General features: G+C 61.5%; 16 protein-coding genes. 6 read left to right on the top strand and 10 right to left on the bottom strand.

The annotated features are described in order from the left end of the window. Window positions 1-106 precede the first annotated feature (106 nt). Window positions 107-727, bottom strand: a complete 621-nt coding sequence (locus FHS64_RS02735; RefSeq protein WP_167175279.1) for an SCO family protein — start codon at window positions 725-727, stop codon at window positions 107-109. Window positions 728-804: 77 nt separating this feature from the next. On the opposite strand from FHS64_RS02735, the gene FHS64_RS02740 reads away from it, so the two are divergent. Next, entirely contained in the window at window positions 805-2,286 is a 1,482-nt protein-coding gene (locus FHS64_RS02740) for an ActS/PrrB/RegB family redox-sensitive histidine kinase (RefSeq protein WP_341771060.1), read from the top strand. Window positions 2,287-2,346: 60 nt separating this feature from the next. Beyond that, a complete protein-coding gene (locus FHS64_RS02745) occupies window positions 2,347-2,901 on the top strand; it encodes an ActR/PrrA/RegA family redox response regulator transcription factor (RefSeq protein ID WP_167175283.1) in 555 nt (184 codons plus the stop codon). Between the two features lie 77 nt (window positions 2,902-2,978). Here FHS64_RS02745 and mmcB read toward each other — a convergent pair whose 3' ends face one another. The 3 genes from mmcB to thpR are packed head-to-tail and all read right to left on the bottom strand — an operon-like array spanning window position 2,979 to window position 4,532. Beyond that, entirely contained in the window at window positions 2,979-3,428 is a 450-nt protein-coding gene (gene mmcB / locus FHS64_RS02750; protein ID WP_167175287.1) for a DNA repair putative endonuclease MmcB, read from the bottom strand. Window positions 3,429-3,432: 4 nt separating this feature from the next. Continuing rightward, complete coding sequence (locus FHS64_RS02755) at window positions 3,433-3,996, bottom strand: GNAT family N-acetyltransferase (RefSeq protein WP_341771061.1); 564 nt, start codon at window positions 3,994-3,996, stop codon at window positions 3,433-3,435. Further along, the gene (thpR, locus tag FHS64_RS02760) at window positions 3,993-4,532 is read right to left on the bottom strand and encodes an RNA 2',3'-cyclic phosphodiesterase (protein ID WP_167175290.1); all 540 of its coding nucleotides are present in this window, start codon (window positions 4,530-4,532) and stop codon (window positions 3,993-3,995) included. The genes FHS64_RS02755 and thpR overlap by 4 nt, the downstream gene beginning before the upstream one ends. A gap of 124 nt (window positions 4,533-4,656) precedes the next feature. On the opposite strand from thpR, the gene FHS64_RS02765 reads away from it, so the two are divergent. Further along, window positions 4,657-5,406 (top strand): Bax inhibitor-1/YccA family protein, encoded by a 750-nt coding sequence (locus FHS64_RS02765; protein WP_167175293.1) that lies wholly within the window; start codon window positions 4,657-4,659, stop codon window positions 5,404-5,406. Window positions 5,407-5,504: 98 nt separating this feature from the next. On the opposite strand, the gene FHS64_RS02770 is transcribed toward FHS64_RS02765, so the two are convergent. Beyond that, window positions 5,505-5,840, bottom strand: a complete 336-nt coding sequence (locus FHS64_RS02770; protein ID WP_167175296.1) for a DUF2794 domain-containing protein — start codon at window positions 5,838-5,840, stop codon at window positions 5,505-5,507. Between the two features lie 123 nt (window positions 5,841-5,963). Between FHS64_RS02770 and FHS64_RS02775 the strand changes: the two genes are divergently transcribed. The 3 genes from FHS64_RS02775 to FHS64_RS02785 all read left to right on the top strand — a co-directional run bounded on the left by FHS64_RS02775 (window position 5,964) and on the right by FHS64_RS02785 (window position 8,282). Next, a complete protein-coding gene (locus FHS64_RS02775) occupies window positions 5,964-6,779 on the top strand; it encodes an enoyl-ACP reductase FabI (RefSeq protein ID WP_167175299.1) in 816 nt (271 codons plus the stop codon). A gap of 72 nt (window positions 6,780-6,851) precedes the next feature. Beyond that, on the top strand, window positions 6,852-8,006 hold the full coding sequence (locus FHS64_RS02780) for a benzoate/H(+) symporter BenE family transporter (RefSeq protein ID WP_167175302.1): 1,155 nt from the start codon (window positions 6,852-6,854) through the stop codon (window positions 8,004-8,006). Window positions 8,007-8,108: 102 nt separating this feature from the next. Further along, entirely contained in the window at window positions 8,109-8,282 is a 174-nt protein-coding gene (locus FHS64_RS02785) for a YegP family protein (RefSeq protein WP_167175304.1), read from the top strand. Window positions 8,283-8,341: 59 nt separating this feature from the next. Here the strand turns inward: FHS64_RS02785 and rimM are convergent, their stop codons facing one another. The 5 genes from rimM to FHS64_RS02810 all read right to left on the bottom strand — a co-directional run bounded on the left by rimM (window position 8,342) and on the right by FHS64_RS02810 (window position 14,626). Further along, window positions 8,342-8,869 carry a ribosome maturation factor RimM gene (gene rimM / locus FHS64_RS02790; RefSeq protein WP_167175307.1) on the bottom strand — a complete coding sequence of 176 codons (528 nt, stop codon included), beginning with the start codon at window positions 8,867-8,869 and terminating at the stop codon, window positions 8,342-8,344. A 96-nt stretch (window positions 8,870-8,965) separates the two neighbouring features. Continuing rightward, on the bottom strand, window positions 8,966-9,439 hold the full coding sequence (gene rpsP / locus FHS64_RS02795; protein ID WP_167175310.1) for a 30S ribosomal protein S16: 474 nt from the start codon (window positions 9,437-9,439) through the stop codon (window positions 8,966-8,968). Window positions 9,440-9,469: 30 nt separating this feature from the next. Next, window positions 9,470-10,990, bottom strand: a complete 1,521-nt coding sequence (gene ffh, locus FHS64_RS02800) for a signal recognition particle protein (protein WP_167175313.1) — start codon at window positions 10,988-10,990, stop codon at window positions 9,470-9,472. A gap of 355 nt (window positions 10,991-11,345) precedes the next feature. Next, entirely contained in the window at window positions 11,346-12,311 is a 966-nt protein-coding gene (locus FHS64_RS02805) for a magnesium and cobalt transport protein CorA (RefSeq protein WP_167175317.1), read from the bottom strand. Window positions 12,312-12,454: 143 nt separating this feature from the next. Further along, the gene (locus tag FHS64_RS02810) at window positions 12,455-14,626 is read right to left on the bottom strand and encodes a M3 family metallopeptidase (RefSeq protein WP_167175320.1); all 2,172 of its coding nucleotides are present in this window, start codon (window positions 14,624-14,626) and stop codon (window positions 12,455-12,457) included. Between the last annotated feature and the right edge of the window lie 69 nt (window positions 14,627-14,695).

Below are 14,695 nucleotides of genomic sequence, written 5' to 3' on the forward strand. Positions count from 1 at the left end.
GATGACCGACAAACGCGCCCGACGGGTCAGGCAGGGGAACGCGGAAACTTATACCGCACTGCACAATGAACCACGCCGGAAGCCGCAAGGAAAGCAGCGATTGGTCTTAGCCCCGCTTCATCGCCGCAACGATCACATCCTGCGATTTCTTGGGGCCAAGATCGTGGGTCAGGGCGGTGCGGAACTTGCCATCCGGTCCCATCAGATAGGTCGTCAGGCTGTGCTCCATCGTATAGGCCTCGCCCTCGCCGACCTTTTTATAGAAGGCACGATAGGCCTTGGCCGCGGCCTGAACCTGTTCCTCGGTGCCGGTCAGACCGATCACGCCGTCAGGGAAGCCGTCCGATGACAGATAGTCCTTGAGCATTTGCGGGGTGTCGCGGGCCGGATCGACGCTGACAAAGACGATCTGCAAGTCCTTGGCGTCCTCGCCCATGCCTTCCTGCACGGCGTTCAGGACGCCCAGCGTGGTCGGGCAATAGTCGGGGCAATAGGTGAAGCCGAAGAAGACCAGCGTCCATTTGCCGTTCAGCAGGGTCTGGTCCACCGTCTCGCCGTCCTGATTGACGAGGGTGAAGTCACCGCCCACCAGAGGCTGGCCCGTCGATACATTCACATCGGCAGGATTTGCGCTGCGCGTATTGTGCACAAACAAGGTGGCCACGGCCAAGGCGATGGCGACCAACAGACAGGCAATCGCCAAAATGAATATCGAACGACGGGGCATAGTTCTTCTCGCGCAAAAACCGGTGGCCACAACAGACCGCAGTGCGTCCTGACCGAGTTTGGGTCTATAGAAGACGCGTGACCTCTAAAGAAGCCCCCTCCCTGTCGCAGGCCGTCGCCGCCGCTGCCAATGGCGGCGCAGAGAACCTGTTCGGTCTGTCGGACGGTTCCCGACGCGGGCGCGGCCTGCCCATGCGTACCCTGATCGCGCTGCGCTGGTTGTCGATCATCGGTCAGGCGACCGCTGTCCTCAGTGCCTATTTCGTCATGCATTTCCCGCTGCCGCTGTGGGAATGTCTGGCCACCATCGGGGCCAGTGCGGTGATGAACATCATCGCCATGATGCGCGCCCGCAATATGCGGCTTTCCCTGCCGGACGGGCCGCGTACGGGCATTCATCTGGGCTTTGATATTTTACAGCTCAGTGTGCTGCTGGCGCTGACGGGGGGTTTGACCAATCCGTTCTGCCTGTTGCTGGTCGCGCCTGTGTCTGTGGCCGCGGCCAGTCTGAGCATTCGTCAGGCGCTGGTTCTGGGGGCCATGGCCGTGGCCTGTGTGGTCGGACTTTATCACTGGTCGCTGCCCCTGCCGTGGCTGGTGCATGAGCAACTGGAACTGCCGGGGCTTTACCGGCTGGAGCTGGGTCTGGCCCTGATGACGGGGATGCTGTTCATCTCCGGCTATACATGGAAGGTCGCCGCCGACGCCGAGAAGCTGGAACTGGCGCTGGCCACCACGCAGGATGTGCTGCAACGCGAGCAAAGGCTGGCCGCGATCGGCGGTCTGGCGGCTGCGGCTGCCCACGAACTGGGCACGCCACTGGCCACCATCCAGATCGTCGCGCGTGAAATGCTGCGCAGCGCACCGGATGGCAGTCCTGCCGCCGAGGATGCCGCCCTGATCCTGCAACAGGCCGGACGGTGCCGCGATATCCTGAACCAGTTGTCTGCCTCTCCCGATGAAGGTGATGCCCTCTATGCCGATGTGGCGCTCAAGGCGCTGCTGCAAGAGGTAGCCGAGCCGCACGAGGGCTTTGATCTGGAGTTTGATATCTCGGTGCAGAGCGCGGGCAACCAGCCCCTGCCCCGCGTCAAACGTCTACCCGAGATTGTTCACGGCCTGTCGGCTCTGGTCGAAAATGCCGCCGATTTTGCCACCTCGAAGGTCAGCTTGAGCGCCAGTGTCGATGCCGGATGGATCGCCATCGATATTGTCGATGACGGGCCGGGCTTTGCCTCGGATGTCCTGCCCCGCCTCGGTGAGCCCTATGTGACCACCCGCCCGCAAAGCAAGGCCCGTCGCGCCCTTGCTGCCCAGTTGTCCGATAGTTCGCGCCAACCCCAGCCGGTCATTGCCCCCTCGCAAGGCGGTATGGGATTGGGCTTTTTCATCGCCCGCACCCTGCTGGAACGCACAGGGGCCAAGGTGTCTATCGGGGACGCCGCATCGACCGAAAAAGGCCAAAACAAGGGGGCGCATGTTTCCGTCCGCTGGCCCCGTCAGAGGCTGGAAGCCACCACGCCCGACGATAATCCGATGGAACCAGATGTCGCAGTCTAAGGCTAAAACCTTGACCTCGCGCGTGCGAACCCCGACCTGAAGGTTCAGGAGAACCCCTTAATGTCCGAACTCGAAACCCAGATTGCCAGCCTCGCCGACAAGAGCCTGTTATTGCTCGATGACGATCAGGCCCTTCGCACCCGCCTCGGCCGTGCGCTGGAAAGCCGCGGGTTCGAGGTGGTGCTGGCCGGATCGGTCGCCGAGGCGCTGGAACTGCTGCGCCAAAAGCTTCCGGCCTTTGCCGTGCTGGATATGCGTCTGGAGGACGGCAACGGCCTCAAGATTGTCGAGACGATCCGTGACCGCCGCGAGGATGCCCGCATTGTCATGCTGACCGGCTATGGCGCGATTGCCACGGCAGTTGCCGCCGTAAAGGCCGGTGCCGTGGACTATCTGCAAAAGCCCGCCGACGCCGATGATGTGGTCAAGGCGCTGCTGTCTTCGGGGGAAGCGCCGGAGCCGCCCGAAAACCCGATGAGCGCCGACCGCGTGCGCTGGGAACATATCCAGCGCGTGTTCGAACTGTGCGACCAGAATGTTTCGGAAACAGCGCGTCGTCTGGGCATGCACCGCAGAACCTTGCAGCGCATCCTCGCCAAGCGCGCTCCTCGCTGAGTTTGTTCGAGGCATTGCCTCGAACGCCCTACCGCTATCGCCGCGGGCGATAGCTACTTGAGGGCAGGAACTCCATTTCAAGAATCGCTGCGTATCATTCTGAAAGCGCTCAGCCTGCCGAAAGCAATCAGCATGGCTTTTCGGCGGGCGGCGGCCAGAGGAGCGGCTATGGCCTCGCGGATGACGGCACCGCCAAAGCCGTCGGCAACGATCAGACCGACATCTTCAGGCGGGATGTCGGCGGGAAACTCGGGTGCAACGGCGAAATAGAAAGCGTCGCAAAAGGGCGCGTATTCCTGCCATTTGCGATCCACGCGATAGTCGTCGAGGCCGGATTTAACCTCGACAATAATGATGTCGCCCTTCTTGCCCAGCGCCAGCACATCGGCCCTGCGGCCATTGGGCAGGCAGACCTCGGTCAGGGGCGCATAGCCCATATCGGCCACCAGACGAGCCACACCCCTTGTGATCGCATGGGTGGTGTCGGGGCGGCTGAAAACCAGTTCGATGTTCAGGTTTTCAGCCATGGCCCTACCCGATCAGCCGTGCGCGATTGGCCTGCCACTCGGTGCGGGTCTGGCCCCAGATATCGACCGGCATGTCATCGAACGGCACCGGCATCGGGCGCGGTCCCCGATTATAGGAGCCAAGTTTTTCGGCGACCTTTTGCGAGGGTATATTGGCTGGATCAATGCAGTGGATGACCTCGGGCCAGTCCAGAACATCGAACGCATAGTCCATACAGGCGATGGAGGCCTCGACGGCATAACCCTTGCCATGGGCGTCGGGGTGCAGGCTCCAGCCCACCTCGCGGCCCGGCCAGTCATACGGGTGTAGCGGACCGATCCGGCCCAACCACAGGCCGGACGATTTCTCGATCACCGAGAACATGCCCTCGCCGTGCAGGGCCCACATACCCGCCACCGAGGCCATGGTGCGCCAGACCTGATGTTTGGACTGCACCCCGCCGATAAAACGGGTGGCCTCTTCATCGGCCAGAAGCTCGCACCAGCGCGGGAAGTCCTCCAGCGTCGGCGGGCGCAGGATCAGGCGGTCGGTTTCGATTGTAGGGCCAAGGATCACCGCATCACTCACAGGTAATACTCCCGCTCCAGCGTATAGACGCTGCCACTATCGGTCAGAATGCTGGAATAGAGGCCAAATGTCTCGAACCGGATCGGCGGGGAATGCAGCATATTGTGGCCGGTCATCCATGCGCCCACCCTGTCAGGGTCCACATGCGGTTTCAGATAGGCCAGCGTCACATGCGGGCGATAGTCGCGCCGTTCGGGCGGCAGGCCTGCGCGCTCTCCCGCCGTCTTGCAGCGGGCGGCCAACTGGGTCAGCGGCTCTGAAGCTTTGACACCGGCCCACAGGGTTTGGCTGCGGTGATTATCGCCAAAGGCCCCAACGCCCGACAGTTCCAGTTCAAACGCCCCGCGTCCTTCGGCCTTGACCAGTTCGGAGGCCAGATCGTCGGCCTGTCGCTCATTGGCCTCGCCATAGAAGGCCAGCGTGATGTGAAGCTGGTCCAGCGGTCGCCATTTCGCCCCCGGCAGACCGGATTGGCGGCGGGCAAGCGTTTCGGCAATGTGTTCGGGCACATGAAGCGCGGTGAATAATCTGAGCATGCGACCGTTGGTAGCGGCTGGAACGCGCGGTTGAAAGTCGGGTTTTTCTTGCATTGAACCCGGTCCGACACGATATTTCACTCAAGGTCGGCATAATCCGACCATTTAGGAGACGAGTTTCGCGATGAGCGACTTCAACAACGGCTATGCGCGCCCGATCCCTCAGTCGGCGGACATGTCCGTCGACGCCGGTCTGCGCGCCTTCATGCTGGGCGTTTACAACAAGCTGGCCCTTGGTCTGGCGGTTGCGGGTGCCCTCGCCTATGTCACCGGCAATGTCGAGCCGGTGCAACAACTGCTGTTTGCCCGCACTGCGGACGGCCGTATCGGCCTGACCCTGCTGGGCATGATCGTACAGTTCTCGCCGCTGGTCATGCTGTTCGGCTCGATGTTCTTCATGAAGAACCCGACCGCGCGTGGTGTGAACATCCTTTACTGGGCTGTGGTCGCCACCATCGGTGCGGGTCTGGGCGTTCTGTTCCTGACCTATACGGGTGGTTCGCTGGCCTCGACCTTCTTTGTCACGGCCGCCGCCTTTGCTGGCCTCAGCCTTGTTGGTTACACGACCAAGAAGGACCTGACGGGTATGGGCACCTTCCTGATCATGGGTGTGATCGGCCTGATCCTTGCCACCCTGGTCAATGCCTTCTTCGTCAAGTCGGGCATGTTCGGTCTGGTGATTTCGGGTCTGGGCGTGCTGATCTTTGCGGGTCTGATTGCCTATGACACCCAGCGCCTGAAGATGACCTATTATGCTCTGGGCGGCGACAAGCAAGCCATGGGCGTGGCCACCGGTTTTGGTGCGCTGAGCCTGTTCATCAACTTCATCAACCTGTTCCAGTTCCTGCTCGCCTTCCTTGGCCAGCGTGAATAGGGCTTTTTAGGTGCGCTATGGCAGCGACGCGGTCGCCGCCGACTTGAGCGTGATGAAGCCTGATTTAGAAAAGCCCCGCTGGATACAGCGGGGCTTTTTTATTCCACCACCGTGAACCGGCGGGCATCGAACACCTTGAGCACCTGCGCCAGTTCGCGGCCGCGTTTGAGGATCACACCGCCCTCGCCCATGACCGCATACTGACCCTGTTTCAGACGCAAGGACGGGCGTTTCTCAACGCGATAGGCGGGCGCATCGCCATGACGGCGAAAGACGGCAAACTCGGCCACATCCTTGAGGCCCCCCATCGCATAATCCCGCCACTCCCCTTGCGCGACCATCCGGCCATAGACCCGCAACAGTTGATCCAGTTCGCGGCGGTCCCAGAAGACAGGGCCGTTCAACGGTGTTTCCGGTGTCTGATCCATGCTCATGAACAGCAGATTACGCCGACATATCGCCTTGAACAGCCCTGACAGGTTTCCCTAGCGTCTTGTCAGTCTGGGCGGCGAGGTCCAAAAGGCAGATCAAGAGATTTGATTTCGAGGAGAAAATCCATGGCTGACGGCTGGGACATGCCTAAGGGCGAGCTGATGAAGGGCAAAAAAGGCCTGATCATGGGCGTTGCCAACTCCAACTCCATTGCTTGGGGTATTGCTTCGCAACTGGCGGCCCAGGGTGCGGAACTGGCCTTTACCTATCTGGGTGAAAGCCTGGAGCGCCGCGTGCGCCCGCTGGCCGAAAGCGTCGGTGCCAAGGCCATCATCCCGTGCGACGTGTCGGACGATGCCTCGATGGACGCCGCCTTTGCCGAGCTGGAAAAGACCTTCGGCACGATCGACTTCGTCGTTCACTCGGTGGCCTTCGCCAACAAGAACGAACTGCAAGGCTCGTTCGTGGACAACACCACCCGTGACAGCTTCCTGCTGGCCATGAACATCTCGGTGTTCAGCTTCGTGGACGTGGCCAAGCGTTCGGCCAAGCTGATGCCGAACGGTGGCTCGATGATCACCCTGACCTATCTGGGTTCGGAACGCGTGATCCCGAACTACAACACCATGGGTGTGGCCAAGGCTGGTCTGGAAGCGGCAACCCGTTACATCGCCCGCGATCTGGGTCCGAAGAACATCCGCGTCAACGCCATCTCGGCCGGTGCCATGCGTACGCTTTCGCTGGCTGGCATTTCCGGCGGTCGTGGCCTGCACTCCAAGTCGGCACAGTTCTCGCTGATCAAGGAAGAGACCTCGATGGAAGGCGTCGCCGGTGCGGCCCTGTGGCTGACCTCGGATCTGGGTCGTTCGACCACGGGTGAAGTGGTTCACGTCGATGCCGGCTTCCACGCTGTGGGCCTGCCGGACGACATGGAAGGTTAAGACCCGACCAAAACCAAGGAGGAAGCAGCCCGGCTGCTTCCTCTTTTTTATGTCCTGTGATCGGGTTTTGTGATGCGCGCCTTCGCTCCTCCGGCTTCTTTTTCTGCGGCTGTGGTGGCCACCATTATCGGGTTTGGCGGCACCGTCGCGCTTGTCGTTCAGGCCGGACAGGCCCTCGGGGCCAGCCCGTCCCAGATCATCTCCATGCTGGCCGCACTGGCCATCGGCATTGGGGCGACAGGGGCGGTCCTCAGCTGGCGGCTGAAAATGCCCGTCGTACTGGCATGGTCCACGCCGGGGGCCGCCCTGCTGGCAGCGACCACGGCGGGCTATGACTGGGCCACGGCGGTCGGGGCCTTTGTGCTGGCCGGTCTGATGATGGTGCTGACGGGGTTGATCCCTGTCCTTGGCCGACTGGCGGGGCGTATTCCGGCGGGCATAGCGGCGGGTATGCTGGCGGGCGTACTGCTGCCCTTCTGTCTGAAACTGTTTCAGGCCCTGCCGCTGGATACGATCCTAATCGCCGCTCTGGTTGCGGTGTTTCTGGCCTTTAGACGGCTGGCTCCGGTCTGGGCTGTGCCTGCGGTTCTGGTTGTCGCCTTTGCGGTACTGGCCGTGCGCGGCCAGATGGCCCTGCCGCTGGATAATGGCCTGTTTACGCGCCTTGATCCGACTATGCCCCGTTTTGACTGGAAGGCCGCCATCGGGCTGGCTGTACCGCTTTATCTGGTGACGCTGGCCTCGCAGAACCTGCCCGGCCTGGTGGTCCTGAAGAACGCAGGCTATGAGCCGCCCGCCAATAAATTGATCTTCTGGGGCGGGATGAGCAGCACCCTGATGGCGCCGTTTGGTGCGCATGGTGTCAATCTGGCCGCCATTACGGCTGCGATCTGTACCGATGCCGATGCCCACCCCGATGCGGCCCAGCGCTGGAAGGTCGGGGTTTTGTACGGGCTGCTCTATCTGGTTGTGGCGGCCTTCATACCGCCGCTGGCGCAACTGTTCATGGATATGCCTGCGCATATTCTGGCCAGTATTACCGGCCTTGCCCTGATTGCCCCGCTGACCGGTGCGCTGACCACCGTCTTTACCCACGAGAAGGGCCGTGAGGCGGCCATCCTGACCTTTGTGGCCACCGCCTCGGGTTTGGCCCTGTTTGGCGTGGGATCAGCCTTCTGGGGGCTGGTAACCGGTTTTGCCGCCCTGCTGGTGCTGCGCCGGAACTAAGGAACCGCCATTTGTGCGCTTTTACAATTTGAGGGTTTCGCCCATAGCCTACGCATGGCAGCTTGGCGTTTAACCGATCACGGTTCAACCAGCGAGGCGATTATGGCTCACAAGTTTGAAGTCTATCAGGACAAGGCGGGCGAGTTCCGCGTCCGTTTCAAATACAATTCCGAAATCATCTTCTCGACCGAAGGCTATTCGGACAAGTCCGGTGCTAAACGCGCGATTGAATCGATCAAGAAATACGTCGGTGACGCCCCGATCGAAGAAGTCTGAGTTTCCGATAGCGGAACAGAAAAAGGGGCGGTGGATCACATCCACCGCCCCTTTTTTATTCAGTCAGCGTCGCGTTCGCTGGTCTCGACAGGGCGGATAATCCGCAGCCAGCCTTCAGCCGGTTTGATCTCGGGCGTCGCCGCCTTGGTGAAGGGCAGGTACCAGGTCGGGCCACCCTCGGCAGGGGTGATTTCCAGCATGTCGTCGGCGCCGAAATTCTGGACGGACTTGACCTTGCCGATCACCTTGTCGTCCGCATCGCGGCCTTCAAGACCGACCAGATCGGTCAGGTAGAACTCGTCCTCGTCCGGCTCGGGCAACTGGTCGCGGTGGATATAGAGCTTGCGACCACGGGCGGCGTCCGCCTCTTCCTTGGTCGCCAGTTCCTTCACCTTGGCCACCAGACCATGTTTGTCAGGGCGTGCCGAGATGATGGTCAGCGCCGGTTGGCCCTTGGCATCCAGTAACGGGGAATAGGCCTTCAGAGCCTGCGCGTCGGCGGTATAGGCGGTGATCTTCACCTCGCCCTTCACACCGAAGGCGCCACCGATCTGGGCCACCAGAATATATTTGTCGTCGCCGCTCACATCGGGCTCCTTGTCTGCTTGGTCCCTGATAGCAGAAAAGCAGCGCCCTTGCGGACGCTGCCTTCCTTCAAGCACAGGATATGTCCTGTGAAAGACTTAGGCTTCGGTTGCTTCTTCAGCAGCGGCTTCAGCCGGAGCTTCTTCAGCAGCCGGAGCAGCGGCAGCAGCAGCTGCAGCGGCTTCAGCGTCGGCCTTGGCAGCCGCTTCAGCTTCTGCACGGTCGGCTTCGCGTTGAGCGCGTTCAGCAACGCGTTCTTGAGCCTTCTTGCCCGGGGTACCCTTGTTCGGGTTGTTGCCCTGGACCCACTTGACCTTTTCGCCCAGCACTTCGTCTTGCGACAGGAAGCGAGCAACGCGGTCGGTCGGCTGAGCGCCCTTGACCAGCCATTCGTTGATGCGTTCGACCTTCAGGGTCACGCGCGGGGTCGCGCTGTCCTTCGGCAGCATCGGGTTATAGGTGCCGACGCGCTCGAGGAACTTGCCGTCGCGCGGGGCGCGGGCATCGGCAACGACGATGTAGTAGTAAGGACGCTTCTTGGAGCCACCACGGGCCAGACGGATCTTCAGCATTTTAAGTCTCTTTCTAGGAAAGCTTGTTCGTTATTTTTTGGGGAAGCCCGGCAGGCCCGGAAGCCCCCCGGGAAGTTGTCCGCCACCCAGAGCCGACATACGGTCCTGAAGGGCTTTCAATTCGTCGCCGCTCGGCTCGGCCATCTTGCCGCCACCCAGCGATTTCAGTCGGGCCATCTCGGGGCCACCGCCGCCCATGCCGGGCAGACCGCCCATCATGGCCGCCATTTTTTGCAGGTTCTTGCCACCGCCCTTGGACAGCGACTTGACCATGTCGGACATCTGGCGGTGCTGTTTCAGCAGACGATTGATGTCCTGCACGTCAACACCGGCACCGGCCGCGATACGCTTCTTGCGGCTCGCATTCAGCAGGTCGGGCTTTTTGCGTTCCTGCTTGGTCATCGAGGAGATGACGGCCAGCTGACGGTCGATCAGCTTGTCCGAGACATTGTTGTCAGCCATCTGGTTCTTCAGCTTGGCGACACCCGGCAGCAGGCCCATAATGCCCTGCAGACCGCCCATCTTCTTCATCTGGTTCAGCTGGCCGGCGAGATCGTCCAGATCAAACTGGCCCTTGGCCAGCTTGCGGGCCATCTTCTCGGCCTTGGCCTGATCCAGATCGCCAGCGGCCTTTTCGACCAGCGCAACAATGTCGCCCTGACCGAGGATACGACCGGCAACACGGCGGGCGTCAAAGACGTCGAGCGCGTCAACCTTTTCACCGGCACCCAGATACTTGATCGGCAGGCCGGTTACGGCGCGCATGGACAGCATGGCGCCGCCACGACCGTCACCGTCGGCACGGGTCAGAACCAGACCCGTCAGCGGCAGGCGCTCGTTAAAGGCAGCCGCCGTGCGTACGGCGTCCTGACCGGTCAGGCTGTCGGCGACCAGAAGGGTTTCGATCGGCTTGGCGATGTCGGCCACTTCGGCGACTTCGTTCATCAGGCCTTCGTCGAGCGTGATGCGACCGGCAGTGTCGAGGATCAGGACATCAAAGCCCTGAAGCTTGGCCGATTGCAGGGCGCGGCGCGTGATCTGGACGGCGCTTTCGCCCGCCACGATCGGCAGGGTCGCAACCTCGATCTGCTGGCCCAGCGTGGCCAGTTGTTCCATAGCGGCCGGACGACGGGTGTCCAGCGACGCCATCATCACCTTTTTGCGGTCGAACTTGGTCAGACGCAGGGCCAGCTTGGCCGAGGTGGTGGTCTTACCCGAGCCTTGCAGACCGGCCATCAGGATGACCGCAGGCGGGGTGGCATTGGTGTTCAGCGGGACCGGCTCTTCGCCGCCCAGCATTTCGACCAGACCGTCATAGACGATCTTGATGACCTGATCGGCAGGTTTCACCGAACGGATGACTTCCTCGCCCGTCGCCTGTTCCTTGGCGCGGCTGATGAAGTCCTTGACGACCGGCAGAGCGACGTCGGCTTCGAGCAGGGCCACGCGAACTTCGCGCAGGGCCTCTTCGACATCTTTAGCCGACAGCGCGCCGCGACCGGTGATCCGGTCAAATACGCCTGTCAGCCGCTCGTTCAGAGCATCAAACATTCAAAACCTCAAATCCGTGGCGGTCATGAAGATCGGCTCCATACGACAACGACCTCTGTGGACGTAACACGTCGACAGAGGGTTCTCGCCTACCTCGTTCTTTATTGAGTGGGGCTACCGGCCGGTCGGCCTACTTGAGCCCCGAGGCCCAAGAACCACCGCAAAACCTGAGACTGAAAACGTGCTCAAGTAGCGCGATAGCGCGGTAGCACAACATACAATAAAGTTGTCGTGTAGGTGGAGACGCGAGGTTCACTTGCGCCGGAAGTGGCGGCTTATGCCCTATCTGCAAGCCAATGTCGAATCCCTGTGGACGAAAAAATCCATACGGGACCGAGAAAAATCCGTGTTTGGATCAGAGCCAGCGCGAGCGTTTGAACAAGACATATAGCCCGCCGCAGATACCGATCATGAGGGCCAGAGCGAACGGATAGCCGAAGCTCCATTCCAGCTCGGGCATGTGCGCGAAATTCATACCGTAGATACCGGCAATGGCGGTGGGTGTGGCGAGGATCGCGGCCCATGCGGCCAGTTTGCGGGTAATGACGCCCTGACGCTGTTGCTCCAGCAGGTTGGAGACTTCGAACACCGAAGAGACAATGTCGCGCAGGCCCGCCGCACGGCTGGAAACCCGTCGCACATGGTCGGCCACATCACGGAAATAGGGCCGCACATCCTTGTCGATGGCCGGAAGCTCCAGCACATGCAGCTTGGTGGCGACATCCTCCATCGGCCCCAGCAGGCGGCTGAAACGCACCAATTGGCGGCGCAGATGGAACAGACGGGTAATGTCGGCGCGTGACAGGAAGCGGTCCAGCGCGACCTGCTCCATCTCCAGCACACTGTCCTCGATGGCGTCGATGATCGGCATATAGGCGTCGACGATGAAATCCAGCACCCCGTGCACGATCAGGTCGGGACCGTGTTTCAACTGGACCGGCGTGGCTTCCAGCTGCGTCCGCAAGGGTGTGTGGCCACGCGCCGAACCGTGGCGGATGGTGATGACGTGGTCGGCACCGACAAACAGGTGCGTCTCGCCATAGAGGATCTGGTCGCCCTTCCCCTCGGCTGTACGGGCCACGATGAACAGCTCGCTGCCATAGACTTCCAGCTTGGGTATCTGGTGCGCCTGTAGCGCATCCTCGACCGCCAGCGGGTGCAGACCAAAGCGCTCGACAAGGGCCGAAAACTCTTCGTCACTCGGTTCGTAAAGGCCGATCCAGAGGAACTCACCCTTGGCCAGTGTCAGGCCTTCGGGCGTCAGCGAGGCTTCGCGGACCCGTTTGCCATCGCGGTACACATAGGCAGCAACAACGCTCAAACGCCCCTCCTCCCGAACACCACGGACTTCGCTCTCGCATCCTGCATACGCCACCGTACTGAAAACAGAAACGGCTGGCGGAGAAATCCGCCAGCCGCTGGACCGGAAGCCGCAAGGCCTCCGTTCGCTTTTCTGTTCCGGCCTTAGTTGGTCGGGAAACCGCGCACCTTCAGCAGGGCGGCCACGTCCGGGTTGCGGCCACGGAAGCGGCGATAGGCTTCGGCGCGGTCCGTGGTGTTGCCTTCGGCCAGGATGATGGCCTTGTAGCGGGCACCGATGTCCGGATTGAACACGTCGCCGGACTCTTCGAAATAGGCCCAGGTGTCGGCGTCCATCACTTCCGACCACAGGTAGGAGTAATAGCCCGCCGAATAGGCGTCCGAAGTGAACAGGTGGTTGAACTGCGGCAGACGGTGACGCATCACGATCTCCTTGGGCATGCCGTAGCGGGCCAAAGAGTCACGCTCGAAAGCGTCGATATCGGTCGGCGGGGTAGTCTGGGTGTGCAGGTCCATATCGACCAGTGCCGACGACAGGTAGGACACCGTCGTATAGCCCTGATTGAAAGTGGCGGCCGCTTCGACCTTGGCCACCAGTTCCTGCGGCATCGGCTGGCCGGTTTCGATGTGCTTGAGGAAGCGGTCGATGATCGGACGGGTCAGCACCCAGTGCTCGTGCACCTGCGACGGGTATTCCACATAGTCACGCGGCGTACCGGCCAGAGCCGGATACTTAACCTGCGACGACAGCGAGTGCAGGGCGTGGCCGAACTCGTGGAACAGGGTCTCGGCATCGTCCAGCGAGATCAGCAGGGCACCGTTCGGTGCCTTGATGAAGTTGTTGTTGTTCGAGGCCAGAACATTCTTCACGCCGTCATAGGTCGAGTAGCCGCGGTAGCTGGTGGCCCATGCGCCCGAACGCTTGCCCGAACGGGCGAAGTCGTCCGAATAGAACAGACCGACGCTGGAACCGTCCGCCTTGTTGCGGACCTCGAACACTTCGACATCCGGATGGAAGACCGGCACCGAACCGTCGGTGATCTTGTGGAAGGTGAAGCCGTACAGGCGCTCGGCCATGTAGAAGGCGCCCTGCTTCACATTGCCCAGTACGAGGTAGTTCTTCAGCTCGTTCTGGTCGAGGTCGTACTTGGCCTTACGGACCTTCTCTGCATAGTACAGATAGTCCCACGGCTCGATGTCGTGACCGGCAATCGCCTTCATGTCGGCGACTTCTTCGGTGACGCGGGCCTTGGCCGGTGCCCAGACGCGGTTCATCAGTTCCATAGCCGCCGCAGGGGTCTTGGCCATGGTGTCCTGCATGCGCCATTCGGCGTGGTTCACAAAGCCCAGCAGCTTGGCGCGTTGCTGACGCAGGGCGACGATCTCGGCGATGGTGGCGTTGGTGTCGTTGGCATCGCCGTTGTCGCCACGGTTCACGAACGCGCGCCAGACGATCTCGCGCATGGCGCGGTTGTCACCGAACGCCAGGAACGGATCGACGCTGGAACGGGTATTGGTAATAGCCCAACCCGACAGATTGTTGCGCTGTGCCGCTGCCGCAGCCGCAGCCTTATCACCCGCCGACAAGCCAGACATCATGGCTTCGCCAGTAACGTGGATGTAGGTCTTTTCGTCCTCGACGACCTTCTGGCCGAAGGTGGTGAAGGCATTGGACAGGGCGGTGTTGATACGGCCCAGCTCGGCCTTGCCTGCGGCGTCCAGAGCGGCACCGTTACGCACGAAGGCATCGCGCGAACGCTCGGCGATGCGGGTCTGCTCGGCGCTGAGGCCAGCCGAGGCTGCGGTATCGGCCACATGCTTGATGCGCGCGAACAGCTTTTCGTTGAAGGTCGTCTCGTCGCTGGCGGCCGACAGCAGCGGCGACATTTCACGCTCCAGCGTACGGAAGTCATCCGAACCGATGTTCGAGGTCATGACGCCGAACAACGCCATGGAGCGGCCCAGCGGCTCGCCGGCCATCTGCATGGCGACCGAGGTATTGGCGAAGGTCGCCGGCTCGGGGTTGTTGGCAATGGCGTTGATCTCGGCACGACGCAGGTCGATGGCTTCGAGGATGGCTTCGCGCAGCTTAGGCGCGGTGACCTTGTCCCACGGCGGAACGCCTTCATACGGACCGGTCCAGACCTGCAGCAGTTCGGCCTTGGGGGCCGTCGTCGGCAGAACAGCGCGTGCAATCGCGGCTTCGTTCGCTGTGGTCACGGTGTTCATCGCCCCACCCAGATCAGCACCCGTTGCGGCGCAACCGCTCAGTGCAAACAGGCTTGCGCCCCCGATAAGAAGATGGCGTCTATGCATCCGGTCACTCCCAACCTGATAAATCCGTCACCAAGGTTGCGTGCAACTTTGGCGTTTCCAGCCTTGGTG

The sequence above is a fragment of the Brevundimonas terrae genome (genome assembly GCF_011761985.1).
Lineage (GTDB): Bacteria > Pseudomonadota > Alphaproteobacteria > Caulobacterales > Caulobacteraceae > Brevundimonas > Brevundimonas terrae.